General features: G+C 62.1%; 18 protein-coding genes. 3 read left to right on the top strand and 15 right to left on the bottom strand.

The annotated features are described in order from the left end of the window. Positions 1 to 6: 6 nt before the first annotated feature. Genes flgH through flgB form a run of 8 tightly spaced genes read right to left on the bottom strand, consistent with a single transcriptional unit; the run spans position 7 to position 4,720 of the window. The gene (gene flgH / locus BB934_RS15550; protein ID WP_099510440.1) at positions 7 to 705 is read right to left on the bottom strand and encodes a flagellar basal body L-ring protein FlgH; all 699 of its coding nucleotides are present in this window, start codon (positions 703 to 705) and stop codon (positions 7 to 9) included. Further along, entirely contained in the window at positions 702 to 1,202 is a 501-nt protein-coding gene (locus BB934_RS15545) for a MotE family protein (protein WP_175608885.1), read from the bottom strand. Before BB934_RS15545 ends, flgH begins: the two co-directional genes overlap by 4 nt. Positions 1,203 to 1,213: 11 nt before the next feature. Further along, complete coding sequence (gene flgI / locus BB934_RS15540; RefSeq protein WP_099510439.1) at positions 1,214 to 2,311, bottom strand: flagellar basal body P-ring protein FlgI; 1,098 nt, start codon at positions 2,309 to 2,311, stop codon at positions 1,214 to 1,216. Then, positions 2,311 to 2,778, bottom strand: coding sequence for a flagellar basal body P-ring formation chaperone FlgA (flgA, locus tag BB934_RS15535; protein WP_237049981.1), 468 nt, complete (start codon positions 2,776 to 2,778; stop codon positions 2,311 to 2,313). Before flgA ends, flgI begins: the two co-directional genes overlap by 1 nt. Positions 2,779 to 2,787: 9 nt before the next feature. Next, positions 2,788 to 3,576, bottom strand: a complete 789-nt coding sequence (gene flgG, locus BB934_RS15530) for a flagellar basal-body rod protein FlgG (RefSeq protein WP_099510438.1) — start codon at positions 3,574 to 3,576, stop codon at positions 2,788 to 2,790. Positions 3,577 to 3,586: 10 nt separating this feature from the next. After that, the gene (gene fliE / locus BB934_RS15525) at positions 3,587 to 3,916 is read right to left on the bottom strand and encodes a flagellar hook-basal body complex protein FliE (protein WP_099510437.1); all 330 of its coding nucleotides are present in this window, start codon (positions 3,914 to 3,916) and stop codon (positions 3,587 to 3,589) included. Position 3,917: 1 nt separating this feature from the next. Continuing rightward, complete coding sequence (gene flgC / locus BB934_RS15520) at positions 3,918 to 4,334, bottom strand: flagellar basal body rod protein FlgC (RefSeq protein WP_099510436.1); 417 nt, start codon at positions 4,332 to 4,334, stop codon at positions 3,918 to 3,920. Continuing rightward, positions 4,334 to 4,720: a flagellar basal body rod protein FlgB gene (gene flgB, locus BB934_RS15515; RefSeq protein ID WP_237049980.1), complete on the bottom strand. Its 387-nt coding sequence runs from the start codon at positions 4,718 to 4,720 to the stop codon at positions 4,334 to 4,336. Before flgB ends, flgC begins: the two co-directional genes overlap by 1 nt. Before the next feature lie 344 nt (positions 4,721 to 5,064). Between flgB and BB934_RS50570 the strand changes: the two genes are divergently transcribed. From BB934_RS50570 to BB934_RS15500, 3 genes are all read left to right on the top strand, one after another. Then, a complete protein-coding gene (locus BB934_RS50570) occupies positions 5,065 to 7,812 on the top strand; it encodes a PAS domain-containing sensor histidine kinase (protein ID WP_099510434.1) in 2,748 nt (915 codons plus the stop codon). After that, a complete protein-coding gene (gene fixJ / locus BB934_RS15505) occupies positions 7,778 to 8,398 on the top strand; it encodes a response regulator FixJ (protein WP_099510433.1) in 621 nt (206 codons plus the stop codon). The genes BB934_RS50570 and fixJ overlap by 35 nt, the downstream gene beginning before the upstream one ends. A 114-nt stretch (positions 8,399 to 8,512) precedes the next feature. After that, positions 8,513 to 11,251: a heparinase II/III domain-containing protein gene (locus BB934_RS15500; RefSeq protein ID WP_099510432.1), complete on the top strand. Its 2,739-nt coding sequence runs from the start codon at positions 8,513 to 8,515 to the stop codon at positions 11,249 to 11,251. A 5-nt stretch (positions 11,252 to 11,256) separates the two neighbouring features. Here BB934_RS15500 and BB934_RS15495 read toward each other — a convergent pair whose 3' ends face one another. The 7 genes from BB934_RS15495 to BB934_RS15470 form a co-directional block, all read right to left on the bottom strand. After that, positions 11,257 to 11,958, bottom strand: a complete 702-nt coding sequence (locus BB934_RS15495; protein WP_099510431.1) for a protein phosphatase CheZ — start codon at positions 11,956 to 11,958, stop codon at positions 11,257 to 11,259. A gap of 20 nt (positions 11,959 to 11,978) precedes the next feature. Then, positions 11,979 to 12,362, bottom strand: a complete 384-nt coding sequence (locus BB934_RS15490; RefSeq protein WP_099510430.1) for a response regulator — start codon at positions 12,360 to 12,362, stop codon at positions 11,979 to 11,981. Positions 12,363 to 12,474: 112 nt separating this feature from the next. Continuing rightward, positions 12,475 to 12,963: a chemotaxis protein CheW gene (locus tag BB934_RS15485; protein WP_099510429.1), complete on the bottom strand. Its 489-nt coding sequence runs from the start codon at positions 12,961 to 12,963 to the stop codon at positions 12,475 to 12,477. Between the two features lie 2 nt (positions 12,964 to 12,965). Beyond that, positions 12,966 to 15,764, bottom strand: a complete 2,799-nt coding sequence (locus tag BB934_RS15480) for a hybrid sensor histidine kinase/response regulator (protein WP_099510428.1) — start codon at positions 15,762 to 15,764, stop codon at positions 12,966 to 12,968. Positions 15,765 to 16,224: 460 nt separating this feature from the next. Then, positions 16,225 to 17,664, bottom strand: coding sequence for a methyl-accepting chemotaxis protein (locus BB934_RS15475; RefSeq protein ID WP_099510427.1), 1,440 nt, complete (start codon positions 17,662 to 17,664; stop codon positions 16,225 to 16,227). Beyond that, positions 17,604 to 17,897 (bottom strand): hypothetical protein, encoded by a 294-nt coding sequence (locus tag BB934_RS47110; protein ID WP_157934185.1) that lies wholly within the window; start codon positions 17,895 to 17,897, stop codon positions 17,604 to 17,606. The genes BB934_RS15475 and BB934_RS47110 overlap by 61 nt, the downstream gene beginning before the upstream one ends. 83 nt (positions 17,898 to 17,980) lie before the next feature. Continuing rightward, positions 17,981 to 18,667, bottom strand: coding sequence for a response regulator transcription factor (locus BB934_RS15470; protein ID WP_099510426.1), 687 nt, complete (start codon positions 18,665 to 18,667; stop codon positions 17,981 to 17,983). Positions 18,668 to 18,819 lie beyond the last annotated feature (152 nt).

Here is an 18,819-nt window from a genome sequence, read left to right as displayed (position 1 = left end):
TTTTTGCTAGAAGGGCGTCACGATGTCGTAGAGCTGCTGCCCGTAGGCCGGCTGCTGGACCTCCATGAGACGCCCACGGCCGCCATACGACACCCGCGCTTCGGCAATCTTGTCGTAGCTGATCGTGTTCTTTGGCGAGATGTCGCGCGGCCGCACGATGCCGGCGATGTTGAGCACGCGCACCTCGAAGTTCACGCGGACCTCCTGCGAGCCGCTGATCACCACGTTTCCGTTAGGCAGAACCTCGTTGACGATCGCCGCCACCGAGAGACGCAGCTTCTCGGAGCGATCGATCGTGCCCTGTCCTTTCGAGGACGACGAGGAATCGAGGCCGAGATCGCCGGTGCCGTCCGCATTCCAGCCCTGGAAGGAAAAGGCATAATCCAGCCCCGCACCGATCGAAGAACGACGCGATCTGTCGCTCGCATTGTCGAACTCGGCCTTGTCGTCGATCTGGATGTTGACCGTGACGATGTCGCCGACCTGCCGCGCCCGCGGGCTGGTGAAGAGGTCGGCGCTGGCATTGCTCCAGGTCGAGTTCGGAGCGGTTCGCCCCGCTCCCTTGAACAGGTGCGGGAGCGGCTCGCGCGCCACCGCGATCCCAGAGCCGACCGGCGTCATGCCCGGCTCGCGCCCGAAATCCTCGGGTCTCGTTGCGCAGGCAGCAAGAAAGCACAGGCCGGCAATGACGATAAGGTTTTTCAATTTTGCCTCACAGCGTTCTTGTCCCGCTTGGGAGCGTCGGTGATGACATTGGCCAGCTGAGCCGCCCGTGCCGGCTCCATCTCGTTCAGCACCGCACTCGCGACCCTGGGATTCAGCCTGGCGATCACGGCGGCCGCGATTTCCTCGTCCATATTGGCCAGCTGGAGGGCAGCGGCATCCGGGCGCATGCGGGCATAGATCGAAACCACCGTCTCGTCCGCCTTCTCGAGAACCTCATTGCGGCGCCGGAGCCACTCCTCGTATTCGGCGCGCTTGGCCTCCAGCACCTTGATGCGGCTCTCGATTTCCCTCTCCATGTCGGCAAGCGCCTGCTTCTGGAGAGAAAAGCGCGCATCCGCGGCGGCATCGGCAATGTTGGCGCAGAACTGGTTGTTCTTAAGAGCAGCATCCGCATTCTGAGCCAGAGCGGTGCACGGCGCCACGAGCCCGAGAGCCAAGCCTGCAAAAGCCACTGCTTTATGAATTGCCTTGATCATCACGGCACTCCTTATTGGATCACCAGTTCTGCCTGCAACGCACCCGCGGTCTTCACCGCCTGGAGAATGGCAATCACATCGGAAGGTTTGAGACCCATCTGGTTGAGGCCCTTCACGAGGGTCTGCAGATCGGCTCCCCTGACGATCGCGAGAGGAACGCGCTCCTCAGTGGCCGTAATCTGGGTGCGCGGGACGACCACGGTCTGGCCCATGGAGAACGGATCCGGCTGCGAGACCTCCGGCGCTTCCGTCACGCGGATCGTCAAGGCGCCATGCGTGATCGCGACCGTCGAAATCTGGACGTTCCTTCCGATGACCACCGTACCGGTCCGCTGATCGACCACGATCCTCGCTGGCGTATCGGGCCTGATCTCGAGATCGCCGAGTTCCGCGATGAAGCGCGTCGCCGCAATACTCTTCGGCTTCTGCAGGACGACGGTCCGATAATCGCGCGGGGATGCAACGCGGGTGCCGAACCGCTGCTGGGTATATTGATTGATGGCATCCGTGATCAGCGTCGCCGTCTTGTAATCGGGATTCTTGAGCTCGAAGGCCATGGGACCTGCGACATTGAATCCTCCCTGAACCTCGCGCTCGATGAGGGCTCCGTTCGGGATCCGTCCCGCGGTCGCGACGCCCGACGTGAGGGTCTCGGCCTGTCCCTGTGCGGAGAATCCGGACACGGCAATCGCACCCTGCGCGACCGCATAGACCTGCCCGTCGCCGCCCTGCAGAGCAGTGAGCATCAGGGTGCCGCCCTTCAGGGAGGTCGCATCGCCCATCGATGTGACGGTCACGTCGATGCGCGATCCTGCTCCGACGAAGGGAGGAAGGTCGGCCGTCACGATCACCGCCGCGACATTGCGCGTCCGCAGGTTGAGATCGCGGACGTTGACGCCCATGCGATCCAGCATCGATTGCAGGGACTGCTCGGTGAACTGCGAATTGCGCAGCGTATCGCCCGTTCCCTGGAGACCCATGACGAGCCCGTAACCGATCAGCTGGTTGTCGCGAACGCCCTGGACCGAGGCCACGTCCTTGATGCGGGTCGCAGCCTGAGCCTCGAAGGCGAAGATGGCCAGAAGAATGAAGGCGACGATGCGGAGCATTACTGGATTCCGATCCGGATCCGGCCGTCGGACTGAACCCGGCCGGTGATGATCCGGCCGCTATCCACGTTCTTGACCTGGATCGTTTCGCCCAAGGTTCCGGATTGCAGAGGGATGCCGGTTCCCATGATGGACAGGCCGCCCTCCTCGAAGACGATCTGAGTCTGGGTGCCGCGCGTCACGAGCTTCGGATCGTCCACGGCGCTCATCGGAATGGGCTCGCCGGGCAGGAGCGTGCGTCGCGCCATCTTGCCCGCAAGAACCCGCGGCGATTCGACCACGGCGGTGCGATAACGGTAGTTCTCCGGGAAGGTCCGGTCCTTCAGCATCGACTCGTTGATCGTGTCGCCGGGATAGATGGTGACCGAAGGAACCGGAAGAATGCGCTCCTCCGCCAGAGCGCCCTGGCCGGTTGCCAATGCGAAAGCAAAGGCCGTGAGAGCGATGTGAGAAAGAGGCTTCATCATAACCTGACCTTAGCGGATGCCCTTCGAGACCGTTCCGGCCATGTCGTCGGCAGCCTGAATGACCTTGGAGTTCATCTCGAAGGCGCGCTGAGCCGAGATCAGGTTCGTGATCTCCTTGATCGGATCGACGTTGGACGCCTCGAGATAGCCCTGATGGATCTTGCCGTAGCCGGGATCCGACGGAATTCCGACCGCCGGAGCGCCCGATGCCAGGGTCTCACGATAATAGTTGCTGCCGATCGGCTCCAGGCCGACATCGTTGGCGAAATTGGCCAGCGTCAGCTGCCCGAGATTCTGCGGCTGAGCCTGCCCATCGACCTTGGCGAAGATCTCGCCCGATTCGTTGATCGTCACGTCGACCGTGTTCGGCGGAACGATGATCGGCGGATTGAGGGTGTAGCCGTCCAGCGTCACGAGCTGGCCGTCGCCGTTCTTGTTGAACGAGCCCGCGCGGGTGTAGACGATCTCGCCGCTCGGAGCGTTCACCTGGAACCAGCCCCGGCCGTTCAGGGCGAGGTCGAACTGGTTGGACGTGTTCGTCAGCGATCCCTGGCGGTGCAGGTTCCGGATTGCGGCCGTGCGCACGCCGAGGCCCAGCATGGCGCCTTCGGGAACCGGGCTCGACCCAGCCTGATTGGGAACCGCCTGCGAACGCTCGGTCTGGTAGAGCAGATCCGTGAACTCCGCGCGCGCTCCCTTGAACGCAGTGGTGTTGACGTTCGAGATGTTGTTGGCAATCACTTCGACATTCAGCTGCTGTGCATTCATACCTGTTGCAGCAATCGCAAGCGCCCGCATCGTATCCTCCTTAGATCGCCATCCGCGCAATTTCCTGGTAGGCGGCAACCACCTTGTCGCGGATCGCGATCGCCGTCTGGAGAGTCTGCTCTGCCGACATGACGGCTTCGACCACCTGCTGCACCGAGGCCTTCCCCTGCACGCCGGATATCGACGCGGCCTCTCCTGCCTTCATCGTATCGATCGCATTCGTCGCGACCTGGGCCATCACGTCGCCGAAGCTCGCCGGGGAGACGCCCGAGACCGCACCGGCTCCCGGCTGGATGCCGAAGGTGCTTACGCCTGCGACGGCCGCAGGGCGATCAATCATCGAGGAAATCGAGGAAACTGCACTGACCATATCAGCCTCTCATGAGATCGATTGTTGCAGAGATCATGGCTCTCGCCTGTTTCATCATCTGAAGATTGGCCTGGTACGAGCGGTTTGCTTCGCGCATGTCGGCCATTTCGACGAGCATGTTGACATTGGGCTTCTTGACCATGCCGTTTTCGTCGGCAGCCGGATTTCCCGGATCGTACTCGACGGGAAAAGCGGACTCGTCCTCCCCGACATCCTTGACTGCGACGGACGCTGCTCCGAGCGCGCGATCGAGTTCGGATCGGAAGGTGATCGTTTTGCGGGTGTATGGGTCGGATCCGGGCGTGCGACCCGTCGATTGCGCGTTTGCGATGTTCTCGGACACCACGCGAAGCCGCGCCGACTGGGCCTCAAGGCCGGAACTCGACAATTTGCTGGATGCAACCAGGGGATCGATCATCACGAAGTCCTCACGCTCGACAGCAGCATCCGGTGGAATGACTTGACGATGCTCGTGTTCAGCGAATGCTGCCGGTTCACCTCGCCGGCCTTGATGAGTTCCTGCTCGAGGCTGACCGAGTTCTTGGAATAGACGGTGTCCCAGCTCTCGGACTTCTTCACCTTCGCGGAATCGGCGTGAGATGGCTCGAAGCCGATATGGCCGCCATTGGTCGCCGCCATGGTCAGCTTGGTCTTGTCCAGAACGTCGGCGAAAGGCTCGACGTCCCTGGCCCGGTACCCGGGCGTGTTGGCATTGGCGACGTTCCCGGAGATCGTGGTCTGACGGGCGGCAAGCCACTGCGCCTGTCGCGATGTCAGATCGAAGAGATAGACAGGTGACGTCACAGGGATCTCCAGGCAGGTATGGTAAAGAGGCATTTAACCCTTCAACCTTGCCCGAGGCTGACCTGGCAGACTGTTGCAGGCCGCAGAGCGGCAACTCTGACGGTGAACCGCCGGATAATGAAACGTTACTCCATATGTAAAACTTGATCGGACCTGCGGCGCACTTTCGGCGCTACGATGTCGCAACCGAATCAGTTGCTTTCCAGGTGTTTCCCCTCAAGAAGTGCCGGAGGTCGAAAACATTGATTTTTTGTTACCGGGCAAGCCTATCGACTATGCTGCTTTCGTGATCTTACGCTATTAAGTTCATCGTTGCATGCAACGCAGCCGTGGGTTGGGGGAAGATGACTCATACTTCTGCGTTAGACGACAGATTCGACGTGCGCGCCGACCGGAAATCCTTTTCGAGCGCCGACGCTGGACGCGTGCTCAATTCCATTCGCGACTTCGCGCTGATTACGCTTGATCCGCAAGGCAATATCGTATCCTGGAATGCCGGCGCCGAGCACATCTATGGCTGGGAGGCTGAAGAGATTCTCGGCCTTCACTTCTCGCTTCTCTACCCATCCGACGCACGCGCACAGGAAAAGCCGCTGCGCGATCTGAAGGCTGCGAAAAGCCTGGGCCATTCGGCGGATCAGGTTCGTTGCGCGAAGAAGAACGGGATTTCCTTTCTCTGTCGCATCACCATCGATGCGGTCGACGACGAGCAGGGCAATCTATGCAACTTTGTTCTGACGGCCCGCGACATCAGCCGCTTCATGGTCGCGGAAGCAGCCCTGAAGACGCAGGAGCAGCGATACCGGGCCCTGATCGAGGCAAGCGCCGCCATGGTCTGGCGTGCCTCGCCCAATGGGTCTCTTATCGAAGGCTTCTCGGGCTGGGCAGGTTTTCCAAGCCAGCCCTCCGACGAGCTTAAGGACTACGATTGGCTCGATGACGTTCACCCCGATGACCGAGAGCGGGTGACATCCACATGGCTGGAAACGCTCGCATCGGAAGAAGCCGCAACGACGGAGTATCGCGCCCGCGGTCCCGATGGCGGCTATCGCTGGGTCCTGACGAGGGCAGTTCCCCTGCGCGCGCCCGACGGAGAGGTGCAGGAATGGGTCGGCACGGTCACGGATATCCATGATCAGAAATCCGCCGCAGAGCGCCTGCGCCAAAGCGAGGAGCAGTATCGCGCCTTGATCGAAGCCAGCGCGGCCATCGTCTGGCGCGCGGCCACGGACGGTGCGATCACGAAGGTATGGGGATGGGAGGCGTTCAGCGGCCAGCCCAAGAGAGAGTATACGGGCTTCGGATTCCTGAGTGCCGTCCATTCCGACGACCGTGAGAAGCTTCTCTCCCAATGGCAGGCGATTCGGGCCACGGAAGAGCCCGGTATGCTGGAATACCGCATCCAGCGCGCGGACGGCCGGTACCGGTGGGTCCTGGCCAGAGCCGTGCCGCTCCTGAACGAAGATGGGACCGTCCAGGAATGGGTCGGCACGGTCACGGACATTCACGATCAGAGACAGGCCGAGATGAAGCTGCGCAGCAGCGAAGAACGGCTGCGGCTGGCAATCGAGACGACGGCGCTCGGAATCTGGGACCTGGACCTCCTGACGGGGCGCCGCCAGTGGATGCCGGAGGCCCGGCAGATTCTTGGCCTGGATGCCGGCATCACCATCACCCGCGAGATCCTGCTCGGCTGCATCCACCCGGACGATCGCGAGCGCATGGCGCACATGTTCTATGACGATGGGATCGGCGGCAGCCTGACCTATAGCGGTACCTTTCGAGTCGTTCGCAGCGATACGGGAGAAGAGCGATGGGTTTCGGCGATCGGCCGCACGATGGTCGATGAGGAGGGGCGCCCCGTTCGCAAGATCGGCACGGTTCAGGACATCACCGAGCGCAAGGTCGCGGAGAACGCCCTGCGCTCGAGCGAAGAGCGCCTGCGCACAAGAGAGGCCCATCTCAGATCGATCCTGGAGACCGTGCCTGATGCCATGGTGGTGGCGGATGAAGGCGGCATCATCCGCTCCTTCAGCGCCACGGCAGTGAGCATGTTCGGCTACGCTCCCGAGGAGGTCGTCGGGACCAGCGTCAAGTTTCTCATGCCCCTCCCTTATCGGGAGCAGCATGACGGTTATATTCGGCGATACCGCGAGACGGGAGAACAGCGGATCATCGGGAGCGGCCGCGTCGCCGTCGCCCAGCGCAAGGACGGCTCGACCTTTCCGATGGAAGTCCAGGTCGGCGAGATGGAGTCGGACGGCGAGCGCTTCTTCACGGCCTTCATTCGCGATCTCACGGAGCGCCAGCGAACCGAGACGCGCATGCAGGAGCTGCAATCCGAGCTGGCCTACATGTCCCGGTTCACGGCCTTGGGCGAGATGGGCTCGACGCTGGCCCATGAGATCAATCAGCCGCTCACCGCGATCACGAGTTATCTCAAAGGCTGCAGCCTGATCCTGGCCGGCAACGAGGATGAGAAGGTTTCCCTCGTACGTCATGCCGTCAATGAGGCCGCCGAGGAAGCCCTGCGGGCCGGCGAGGTCATCCGGCAGCTCCGCGAGTTCGTATCCCGTGGAGGAAGCGAGCATCAGATCGAGGCGCTGCAGAGGCTCGTCGAAGAGGCGAGCGCCCTGGCTCTCGTGGGAGCCAAGGAGAAGGAGATCAAGGTCGAGTTCGACTTTCCCTCCGACAGCCCGCTGGTTTTCGTCAACCGGGTCCAGATCCAGCAGGTCCTCCTCAACCTGATCCGCAATGCCATCGAGGCCATGCAGGATGTCGCCCGGCGCGAATTGCGGATCAAGGCGAGGGCCAACCAGCGTGACGCTCAGGTTCGGATCAGCGTTCAGGACACCGGTTCCGGGATCGCTCCGGAAGTCTTGAAGAACCTGTTCAAGCCGTTTACGACCACCAAGCAGAGCGGCATGGGCGTGGGCCTCTCAATCAGCCGAACGATTGTCGAATCCCATGGCGGTAAGATCTGGGCGGATTCGACACCCGGCGAAGGCACCACTTTTCATTTCACCCTCAGAACCGTCGATAAGGAGGACATGGCCAGTGTCGAATGCGCCGATCGTATATGTGGTGGATGATGACGTCGGGGTGCGCAAAGCCCTTTCGTTTCTGCTGGTATCGGCTGGCCTGAACGTTCGTCTGTACGAATCCGCCAAAGCCTTTCTCGAAGAGGTCGTCGATCCCGGCAGATGCTGCATCGTGACGGATGTTCGCATGCCCGGCATCGACGGGCTGGAGTTCATCCGGCGTCTGCAGAACCGCGGGATCAATGCCCCCGTCATCGTCATGACAGGTCATGCCGACATCGCCCTGGCCGTCGAGGCGATGAAAGCCGGCGCGATCGACTTTCTCGAAAAGCCCTTCAGGGAAGACCGCTTCCTGGAGGTGGTTCGCTTCGCCCTGGTCTGCGACGAAAAGAGTGTGCGCAAGAGCCAGGAGCTTCTGAGAACGCAGGCGCGATTGCAGTCTCTGTCTCAGAGAGAGCGGCAGGTGCTCGATGGCCTCGTCGCCGGCAAGGCCAACAAGATGATCGCCCACGAGCTGAACATCAGCATCCGGACGGTCGAGATCCACCGCTCCAACGTGATGGCGAAAATGGAAGCCAAGAGCCTGTCCGAGCTGATCCGCATGGCCCTCTTCCTGGAGGTCGCGAGCGGCTCCTGATCTCCAGCCGCCACTGCGCGCCGTCGATGCTAGCTTCGATCGCGCGGCGCGTCGCACAGCGAGCTTCAAAGCCACTTAGGCAATTCTCCCAACCAATAGAAATCTCGAAAATCCATGCTCGACGTCAGACGCATTGCTCCGGTTTCAGTCGACGGGACGGCCGACCCATCGTCCGGCGCTGCGGATGGACACCACATCGTCTCCAACAACAATCGCTGGTCGAAGGCGGATTTCGAGTTCAGGGATCTGACGAGCGAGGCATGGTGTGAACTCAGCTTTCGGATCGCGTGGCATCCCGAGGAGACCAGCAAGACGGTTCATGACTTCGCGGTCATCGGCGTGAACTTCCTCGCCGAGGATGGATCGGTCATCGATTTCGCCTATGTTCCCGGCCTCGCAAGAAGCCAGATCGATCCGCACAGTTCCACTATCGCAGGACCTGCCCACCACGGCCGCGGCGCGGCATCGTCCAACAGGATCGCGTGCACGTTTCTCGTGCCGGCACCGGCGAGACATCTGTCTCTCACCATCCGCAGCTGGCGCAACTCCCACCCGTTCTCGATCAGCGATCTTGAAATACGGCAGCATGATCGACCGTCACCGGCTGCCGACGGATCGTCGATTGGCATGCATCCTCGGAACGAAGCAGGAGCCGCGTCCCGCAGCACCTGGCTCCCGTTAAGCGGCGAGCCGACCTGGCTGAACTACGGCATCGTTCCCGGCCACCCGCTCGTCGTCCGAGGGCAACTCATCCGTGACGGCGCGGGAGCGGAAGGGGCTCTCGTGCGGGTGGCTTTCCGCGACGCCCGAGGGCAGGAGCTGCCGCTTCCCTACGACGGGATTCCCGTTGCGCCGGAGGTCGGAGCCTTCATCGACATTCCCGTTCACCGGCGGGCGCGTCGGTTCACCCTTGAGCTCTCTCCTCCGCGACATGCGGCAACGGTCGATCTCGGCTTCCAGCTGCGTGCGAGCGACGCCTCCATCGACCTGGCAACGCCGCTCGAGGTTTCCGCCGGAGACAGCCTGCTGCTCGAGGACATTCTGGGAGAAGATACTCCGGACGCCGCCGGTTTGCTCGAGAAGGCACTCGAACGCCTGCAGCGGCGCTCCGACACCGCCAACACCCATTTCAAATCGGCTTGGGATAGCGATGCACTCGCGGCGCTGTCGACAATGCACGACAAGCTGCACATTGTTCAGCACGGGGATAAGCCCATTGCGGCCGATGGCAAGCTTGCACTTTGCGGGCACGAGCCCTGGACTCTCCCCGACGCGCTCACATGGAGCGAAGATCCCTATCAGTCGCCGGGCTGGCGTCTCGAGTTTCAGTCGCTTGCGTGGCTGCTCGCCCTGGCTGACGGACCGGGACGCGGGGCGCGCTCGCGCGCGATCGACCTTGCAATCGCCTGGTCTAATGCCAATCCCTGGGGACAGCCTGCAGATCCTCTCAGCACCTACCCCTCGTCAGTAGCGGTTCGCACGGAGGTGTTCCTGCATCTTCTCAGCCAGAACGCCGCATCGTCGAGTCCTGCAGCACTCAAGCGGCAGCGGCTCCTCTTTGCTGAGGTTATCAGGCACGGCTTTGCCCTAGCCGAGATCGTCAGCCAGAACGTCTTCTCGCATTCGCTCTTGCAGATCCGCACCGCCGCAGCGCTGTTGTCGCTGGCTCGCGCGGTTCCGCGCTTTCCCATGGCTCTCTATTGGAGGTCCGTTGCCCTTGCCCAGCTTCGCAGCGGCTTCGATCAGTTGCTCGCACCGGACGGCTCTTCGGTCGAGGCCTCCTGGCATTACCGGCTGGAGACCGCTTCGCTCGCTCTGATCCTGGCACACAACCTTGAAGGCGATGCGGACACGGAGGAATTCCGCACCCATCTCCTGGCGCTCGTCAACGAGCCTCTCAGGCTGACGGTTTCGATCACGGATCCCGCCGGCATGCTTCCGGCCATCGGCGACATGCCTCATGGCCACCATTACGCCTCTTGGCTGCGACGGCTGATTTCCACCTATGGCCGATCGCTGCTCGCCGACCGAAATCTCGCCGAGGAATTGTCCTATCCCACCGGCACGAGAGCGATCATCGCTGAACGCGCCGGGATCGCCGCCTTCCGGCAGTACGAACGCAAGCCGAACTGGGCCAATCTCTGCACATCGTTCAATGTACAGCGCCACGAGAACGGTCACTTCGACTGCACGTCGTTCGTATATGCCGCCAACGGGGTGCGCTGGATCGCAGATCCGGGTGGCTCAGGCCTCCACGATGCCGGCCCCGCCAGGCAATATCTGCTGTCGTCGCGGGCCCACAATCTCGCCATTCCCGACGGCCGCGAACAGACGGCCGGAACGGGCTGGGTCGAGGCCGATCACGGCTTCAGCGGGGCCAGGCTCCTGCGGATCGGGACGAACGTGCACGGTCCGGATTACGGGCATGCCCGCACGTTCCTCTGCCTGGACGACCTGAGCGCGATCGCCGTTCTCGACCGCTTCCAGACATCGAGAAATCACGCTTCGTTTCAGGGTTTTCTGCATTTCGACGAGAGCGTCGCGGTCGCATTGGCGCAGGCAGGACTTGCCATCGGCTTTCGCGGCAAGAACAGGCTGCGCATCATCCCCCATCTCGTCGCAGGAAACTTCGACGGCATGGCGGTGGAAAACGGGCGCGGCGGCGGGCCCACTGTCCTGCAGGGCTTCGTCTCCCATCCCGCGGGCGGCCTCCAGCCCGCCAATGTCCTGAACTACCTGTTCTCAGGCCCGGGCACCGCATGCGGCGGCGTCATTCTCGCAGCGAGTGAGCAAGGCCTCCGGAGGATTCAGGAGCTGCTCGCGTCGCCGGAGGTTCAGAATCGTCTTCGATAGCTCGCCTAATCGAACAGGGCGTCGATGTCATCCTGGGACGTGACGCCCTTGTCGCTCGCCAGAGCGGGGCCGTTCAGCAGCGCCTCGTCCCCCTTGCGCCTTGCATCGTACAGGGTCTCGACATCCTTGAAGCTCTCGAGCCCGCCCCAGATCTCGATCATGTGGTGGACGCGCTCCTCCACGAACCGCATCGCGCCGACGACCTTGCCGATGCGCTGCCCGGTAATGTCCTGGAAGTTGCAGGCCTCGAAAATGCTGATGACCTGATCGAGAATCTCGCGGGCGATCTCCTGGTCCCCGCCGGTGAGGCGGGACGACAGGTTGCTGGAAAGCTCGTCGATCCTCTCGGCGGACGCCAGGATCGAGTTGGTCGCGGTTTCCGTCCCGAGCACGATGGCACCGAGCTCGTCCGTGACGCGATTGATCTCCTGCCCCTGAGCACCGGCATAGCGCAGGGTCGCGATCTCCCGCTTCGTGCGTGCGATCGCCTCGTAGATCGAGTCGAGCTCCGACTTGAGACGCAGCGCCTCCTGCATGTCCCGTCGGTGCTCTTCGAGCAGGGAGGCCGAGATCTCACGGGCCGGGACGATCGATTCCTTGATCAATCCGAGCATGTTCATGACCTCGGAATGCCGCTCCAATGTCCCCTCGTCGCTCGGGACGACACCGAGGCTCGCCTCGATACGATAGCTCTTATGTGGCTTCATGGCCGTTGCTCGCGTGACACTCATACACCGAAGACGGCACTGATCTTGGTTCGCAGCGTTTCCGCATTGAAAGGCTTGACGATGTAATTGTTGACGCCAGCCTTCTTGGCCGCCACGACGTTCTCGGTCTTTGCCTCCGCAGTCACCATGATGAAGGGCAGCGAACTCAGATCCCCATCGGCGCGCACCTGCTGGAGCAGTTCGTAGCCTGTCATGGGCGCCATGTTCCAGTCCGAGATCACCAGGCCGTACTTTCTGGCGCGCAGCTTCTCCAGAGCAGCCTGCCCGTCCGATGCATCGTCGACATCGTTGAAGCCGATCTGCTTGAGAAGATTGCGCAGGATGCGGACCATCGTCTGATAATCGTCGACGACGAGAACGGGGGTGGACAAATCTAAACTCACGGAACTCATCCTAACTAGACAGAAGGGCTTTCAGCTCACCGAGCCGGCTCTCAAGCATCGGACGAATCCCAAAAGTGGACGCCACTTTTGGGATTCGTCCGATGTTTCTTCTTTATGCGGCTTCCCGCTCGGTTTCGAAGGCGAGGACGGCGTCGACATCAAGCACGATCAGCAGCTTGTCGCGAAGCTGGTGCACGCCCTGCGACAGCCCGACCCAGATGCGATCCATATGGACCGGATTGGGCTGCATCTCATCCGGATCGAGCTTGAGCACCTCGCCGACGTCGTCCACGAGCAGGCCATAAGCCTCTCCGTGGTTTTCGAGACCGACGGCCATCCGACGCTCCGTGCTGCCCGAATCGCCGAGGCCGAGGCGTCGGCGAAGGGAGACGGCCGTGACGACCCGTCCGCGCAGGTTGAGCAGGCCCGCGATTTCCCCGGGCGCCAGAGGCACGGTGGTCATCTCGCTGACGACGAAAACATCGTGCACGCGGCTGATCGGAAGACCGAGAAGCTGCCCCGCCACCGTGACCGTGACGAACTCCATCTGCCTGGAGGTTGCCTTCGCCCCTCCGGGAGCGATCGACTCGATTGACTTCATGATTAAGCAGCCTCTTCAAACGACGCATTGAGTTCGGCCAGGGCGGAGAGCAGGCCCCGCCGGTCGATCTTCGACACGATTTCGGAGATCCTCAGCTTCCTCGCCAGGGCGATCTGCTGCGGGTCCGGCTTGACGGTCATTCCGATCACAGGCGTGTTGGCGTGTTGCGGATCGGCGCGCAGCGAAGCCACCAGCGCGAAGCCGGAATGGCCCGAAAGTTCGAGATCCGTCACGACGATGTCGGCATGCAGGCCGCCCGACAGGAGACGAACGGCCTCCTGCGCAGTCGCAGCCGTCTGAACCTTGTAGCCGGAGGCCTTGAGCACGGGCACGAGCATGTCGCGGAAGAAGGTGGAGCTGTCCACGAGAAGCAGGGACTTCTCCTGGCTGGCTCGGCGATCCTTGCGCGCCCAGGTTTCGAGCACCATCGGCAGGTAATGCGCCACGTTGACGATCTCGGTGGTGCGCCCGCGCACCACCGCCGAGCCGACGAGATCGGAGCGCTCGGCAAGAAGCTCGACATCGAGCTTGTCCTCGACGATGTCGACGATCTCCGCGACCGCCAGCCCCATGGACACGTCGCCGTCGGAGAAGACCAGCAGCGACTGAATGCCCTGCCGCTTGATCGCCAAGTCTTCATCGCACGAGACCAGTGGCATCAGGCGTCCACGATACTGGACGACCGGGCGTCCGCTCGACCATTCGATGGTCGAGGCTTCGATCTCCTCGAGGCGCGTTACGAGCGACAACGGCACCGCCTTCAGGCTCTCACCGCCACCACGGAAGACGAGCAGGCTCGTCATGTCGTCGGCCGCTGCGACCGTCTGCTCCATGCCGGCATCGCTCTGGAACTCGTTGCTGTCGGCTTCCGACCCGACCATGCGCGCCAGACCGTTCGGATCGATGATCAGAACGACCGCGCCGTCGCCGAGGATGGTGTTGCCAGAGAAGAGCTGGATATGCCGCAACTTGGAGGACATCGGCTTCACGACGATTTCCTCCGTGTGGAAGACCCCGTCGACGAGAATGCCAAAGCGCTGATGGGCGACCTGGGTCACGACGACGAAGCCGTGATTGGCATCCTCGTTGCCGGACAGTCCCATGACCTTCGACAGCGGCACGATCGGCAGCAAACGATCGCGCAGACGCAGAATCGGCGTGCCGTTGATGCGCTCGATGGAATGCTCCGAGGATGGCGAGACCCTGACGAGTTCGGAGACCGCAACTTGCGGAATGGCGAAGCGCTGATCCTTGGACGACACGATGAGCGCAGCCACGATGGCGAGCGTCAGCGGGATCTTGATGGTGAATGTCGTCCCGCGACCCTGCTCGGAGCGGATGTCGACCGTTCCGCCGATCAGCTCGATATTCGTCTTGACGACATCCATGCCGACTCCGCGGCCGGATACCGAGGTGACCTTGGCAGCGGTCGAGAAACCGGGATGGAAGATGAACTTCGCCACCTGGGCGTCGCTCATCCGCTCCACTTCCGAATCCGTCGCAATGCCTCTCTCGGCAGCCTTCTTGCGGATGGCCGCGAAGTTTAGGCCCTTGCCGTCGTCAGCGATCTCGATGGTGATCGAGCCGCCTTCGTGATAGGCGTTGAGGCGGATCGTCCCCTTTTCCTGTTTGCCCGCGGCCTTGCGGTCGGCGGGATTCTCGATGCCGTGGTCGGCCGAGTTGCGGACCATATGGGTGAGCGGGTCCTTGATGACCTCCAGCACCTGCCGGTCGAGCTCGGTATCCGCTCCCTGCATGACGAGCTCGATCTTCTTCGAAAGCTCGTTCGACAGGTCACGGACCACCCGCGGCAGCTTCTGCCATGCATTCCCGATGGGCTGCATGCGGGTCTTCATGACGCCGTCCTGCAATTCGGCAGTCACCTGCGACAGGCGCTGCAGCGGTACCTTGTAGCCGTGATCCTCCGAGCTTCTGCGCGCGATTTCGAGCAGCTGATTGCGCGTGAGCACGAGCTCGGACACCATCGTCATCAGGTGCTCGAGCGTATCCACGTTGACGCGGATGGTCTGGACCTTGCCGGCAATCGCCTCGCCGCCCTCGCCCGCGTCGGATGTCTCGGCATTCTTCTTGGCCGCCGGCACCGGGGTCGTCGCAACAGCATCGGCTTTCGGAGCGCTGGCGGTGGGCTTCTCGATGACGAGAGGCGCCGGGCCTAGCGCCTCGCGGAAAGCCCGCTCGAGTTCGTCCAGCGACACTTCGCCGGGCTTCAGGGGCCGTTCGAGCACCTGATAGGTCAGCGTGCCGCTTGTCGGCGCCGTCGTCGGACCGGGAGCCTCCTGGAAGGCCCGCTCGAGTTCGTCGAGAGAGACCTCGCCGGGCTTCAGCTCGCGCTCCAGCACCTGATAGACCATCGTTCCGGCATTCTGCGGCTTGGCAGGCTGCGGGGGTGTCACGGGCTGTGGTGTCTCCGCAGCCGCCATCTTCTCGAGCATCTCGATCAGATCGGAATCGGAGCCTTCCGGCTCCGCGCCCTGGCGCTCCAACTCTCCCAGGATCTCCTTGATCCGGTCGAGGGTGGTGAGGATCAGCGACACGGCGGGAGTCGTCACCGCCATCCCGTCCCGGAATTTGCCCATGAGCGTCTCGGCCGCATGCGCAAGCGCTTCGAGACGCGGCAGGCCGAGGAAGCCGCAAGTGCCTTTGATCGTATGAACTAATCGAAAAATGTTGCTGAGAATTGCTTCGTTGTTCGGGTCTTGCTCGAAGCGGACCATCTCCACGTCGACCGTCTCGAGATGCTCGTTGGTCTCGGTAAGAAACTCTAGAAGGAGGTCGTCCATTGCCGTGTCTCAACTCTTACTAGCGAACTGATGGGCACCAAATCCAGCGCCTCAAGATGAATGGATCACGCGGCCATAATGCCAATATGAAAGCGCTGAACCTCATGTCCATGCTTGAGGGATTGCTTGGAAATCCCCTGAAGGCGCCGCTGCACCGCGATGCGCCCTGTTCACCCGTCAGAGATTGACGTCCCGTTGACAGATCCCGATCGTCCGGAACACCTCTCCTGGCCGCCAGCCTCCGTTCTGACGCTGGGTAAGTTTAGATCTCCGTTTCCTGCAATAAAGTTAACGGCTTGTCGTTTTGGACGTACAATTTGTGTCGAGGCAAGTTAAAGCAGAGTGGAATTATGGTTTATGAAGAACTAACCGGGAGCTGGCACAAGTAAGCGGATCGCTCGCGCCGGCATAGTGCCTTGGGAGATATCCGCTCGTTCGCTTGAGGCTTTCGGTGCTCGGCTCAAGCCGCCTTGATGCCCGAAAGAAACGCATCCACTTCTCGGCTGAGATTCGAGGAGTGGTGAGAGAGCTCGCGTGCGGCTCCCAGGACCTGCGATGCGGCCGATCCGGTCTCGCCGGCGCCCTGACGCACGAGAGCGATGCTTCCCGTCACCAGCTCGGTTCCGCGCGCCGCCTCCTGGATGTTGCGCGAGATCTCGCCGGTCGCAGCGCCCTGCTCCTCCATCGCCGCGGCAATCATGGTGGAGATATGCGACATCTCCCCGATGGTCTTGGCCACGTTCTGGATCGCAGTCACCGATTCCTGCGTGGCCTGCTGAATCGCCGTGATCTGGGCCGCGATCTCGTCCGTCGCCTTGCCGGTCTGGCTGGCGAGATCCTTCACCTCCATGGCCACCACCGCGAAGCCCTTACCGGCCTCGCCGGCACGGGCCGCCTCGATCGTCGCGTTGAGAGCAAGCAGGTTGGTCTGGCTCGCAATGGTGTTGATCAGCTGAATGACGGTGCCGATCTTGTCGGCCACGGTCGCAAGCGTCTGCACGGTCTCATCCGTCCGCTTCGCGTCCTCCACAGCCTGACCCGCGATGCGGGACGACTCGGCCACCTGGCTGGCGATTTCGCGGATCGAGATCGAGAGCTCTTCCGTCGCCGCGGCGACGGTCTGGACATTGGCGGTGGTCTGCTGCGCGGCCGAGGCGACATTGACCGATTGGTCATTGGTCTGATCGGCAACGGAGGTCATGGACTGCGCCGTCGTCTCCATGTCGGACGCCGCATTGGCGAGGGCATGGGTCATGGAGCTGACATTCACCTCGAATTTTCTGGTCATCTCGTCGAGAATCTGCGCCCGGCGCGTCTTCGCTTCCAGCTCAAGCATGGCGGCTTCATCTGCGAGCCTCTTGGCGATGATGGCATCCTTGAAGGTCCGAACGGAGCGGGCCATCGCCCCAATCTCATCGGACCGGTTCACGGAGGGAATGTCGATCTCGGTCTCGCCGGCGGCGAGCGAATCCATGGTCGCAGTCAGGGCCTGGACCGGCTTGACGAGGCCTCGGGCGAGGAACCAGGCGCAGGCAATCATCACGGCCAGCAGGCCCGCCACCCAGGCGCCGGCCTCGAGCACACGGTCCTTGAAGATCGCATCGATGTCGTCGGTGTAGACGCCGGTGCCGATCACCCATTGCCAGGGCGCGAACGCAACCGAGTAGGCCAGCTTCGGAGACGGCTCGGGCTGTCCGGGGCGTGGGAAGAGGAAGTTGACATAGCCGCCGCCCTGCTTTGCCGCCTGCACGACCTCGAACATGTAGCGCACGCCGTTGGCATCCCGCTGGTCCATCAGGTTCTGACCTTCCAGCTTCGGGTTCACGCCGTGGGCAAGGTTCACGCCGTCGTAGTCGTAGACATAGAAGTAATCGTTGTTGCCGAACCGGATCGCCCGCATCGCCGCCTTGGCGCGGGACTGCCGTCCTCCTTGGACACACGGCCCGCATCGGCCTCCGTCGCGATGCTCTTGACCACCGACAGCGCGGCCTCGACCTGGCCTGCAATGGCAACGCGCCGTTCACGGACGATGGAATCGCGGACGGCATAAAGCTCCACGACGATCGCGGCGACACATAGCAGAATGGCTGTCGCGACGAGGACGGCAAGGCGGCGGGAAATCGTGAAAGACATCGAATGAACCTGATTGATTGCGTTTCATACGAAAACGACTGCCCGGACGCGTTCGCCGGGCAGTCGCTTCCATCGTTCAAATGCTAGGATGCTGCGCCGACGTAGGAATAGCCGATATACCTCTTGGCATCGATCGGGTCGTAGCCTAAGCGCTGGCGCAGCTTCTTGCGCAGCTTGCTGATATGGCCCTCGACCACGCTGTCTTCGACGTCGTCGCTGTAGATTCCATAGACCGCGTCGAAGATCTGCTTCTTGGTGAGCCGATGACCCCGCTTGCGGACGAGATATTCGAGGATGTGCCGCTCACGGCGCGGAAGAGCCAGCGGAAGGCCGTCGATCTCGGGGTCGCGCCCGTCGAAGAACACCTTGAGCTTGTCGCCTTCGTTCTGCGTCTTCTTGCCGGCATTGGCATTCACGCGCCGCCAGACGGCCTCGGAGCGGGCAAGGATTTCCCGCACGTGGACCGGCTTGCGGACGACGTCGTCGAACTTCGCCGTGAAGAGTTCGAGGGTCTCCTCGAGGGAACGGATGTCGCTCAGAGCGATGATGGGCGCCTTGGAGTAACGCCGGATGCTTTCAGCCGACTGGACCCGCTCGTCGAAGGTGCCGAGGACGAATCCCTGGATGGCTTCGAGATCGGAATCCGAGGCCGTTTCCAGCCAATCGCTGAATTCGGTTGCGTATAAGCCAAGGGAGGATATGCCTTCACGCTTGAAGCTCGCAACATATCCGGACGTAACCATCTGCCGGTCATCGACGACGATATACATTTTTGTCTGCCCCGCCTTAGTAATTAAGTGCGTCTAATCTATTTTTTCTGGCCGCTTGCAGTTTTTATACTCAACAGCGTCGCTCTTTGCGGCTGACTTGGAAGGTATATTTTGCCGAGTCCTCGGACAATACGTAAAGAATGGGACCCTCC

The sequence above is a fragment of the Microvirga ossetica genome, from assembly GCF_002741015.1.
GTDB lineage: Bacteria > Pseudomonadota > Alphaproteobacteria > Rhizobiales > Beijerinckiaceae > Microvirga > Microvirga ossetica.
The sequence above is the reverse complement of the archived record's forward strand: the minus strand, read 5'-3'. Positions and strand labels throughout refer to the sequence as shown.

Coding starts and splice junctions, on each gene's coding strand:
- BB934_RS15545 (WP_175608885.1), bottom strand. CDS start 1,202: ATGATCAAGGCAATTCATAAAGCAGTGGCTTTTGCAGGCTTGGCTCTC.
- flgI (WP_099510439.1), bottom strand. CDS start 2,311: ATGCTCCGCATCGTCGCCTTCATTCTTCTGGCCATCTTCGCCTTCGAG.
- flgA (WP_237049981.1), bottom strand. CDS start 2,778: ATGATGAAGCCTCTTTCTCACATCGCTCTCACGGCCTTTGCTTTCGCA.
- flgG (WP_099510438.1), bottom strand. CDS start 3,576: ATGCGGGCGCTTGCGATTGCTGCAACAGGTATGAATGCACAGCAGCTG.
- fliE (WP_099510437.1), bottom strand. CDS start 3,916: ATGGTCAGTGCAGTTTCCTCGATTTCCTCGATGATTGATCGCCCTGCG.
- flgC (WP_099510436.1), bottom strand. CDS start 4,334: ATGATCGATCCCCTGGTTGCATCCAGCAAATTGTCGAGTTCCGGCCTT.
- BB934_RS50570 (WP_099510434.1), top strand. CDS start 5,065: ATGACTCATACTTCTGCGTTAGACGACAGATTCGACGTGCGCGCCGAC.
- BB934_RS15500 (WP_099510432.1), top strand. CDS start 8,513: ATGCTCGACGTCAGACGCATTGCTCCGGTTTCAGTCGACGGGACGGCC.
- BB934_RS15495 (WP_099510431.1), bottom strand. CDS start 11,958: ATGAAGCCACATAAGAGCTATCGTATCGAGGCGAGCCTCGGTGTCGTC.
- BB934_RS15485 (WP_099510429.1), bottom strand. CDS start 12,963: ATGAAGTCAATCGAGTCGATCGCTCCCGGAGGGGCGAAGGCAACCTCC.
- BB934_RS15480 (WP_099510428.1), bottom strand. CDS start 15,764: ATGGACGACCTCCTTCTAGAGTTTCTTACCGAGACCAACGAGCATCTC.
- BB934_RS15475 (WP_099510427.1), bottom strand. CDS start 17,664: ATGCGGGCGATCCGGTTCGGCAACAACGATTACTTCTATGTCTACGAC.
- BB934_RS47110 (WP_157934185.1), bottom strand. CDS start 17,897: ATGTCTTTCACGATTTCCCGCCGCCTTGCCGTCCTCGTCGCGACAGCC.
- BB934_RS15470 (WP_099510426.1), bottom strand. CDS start 18,667: ATGTATATCGTCGTCGATGACCGGCAGATGGTTACGTCCGGATATGTT.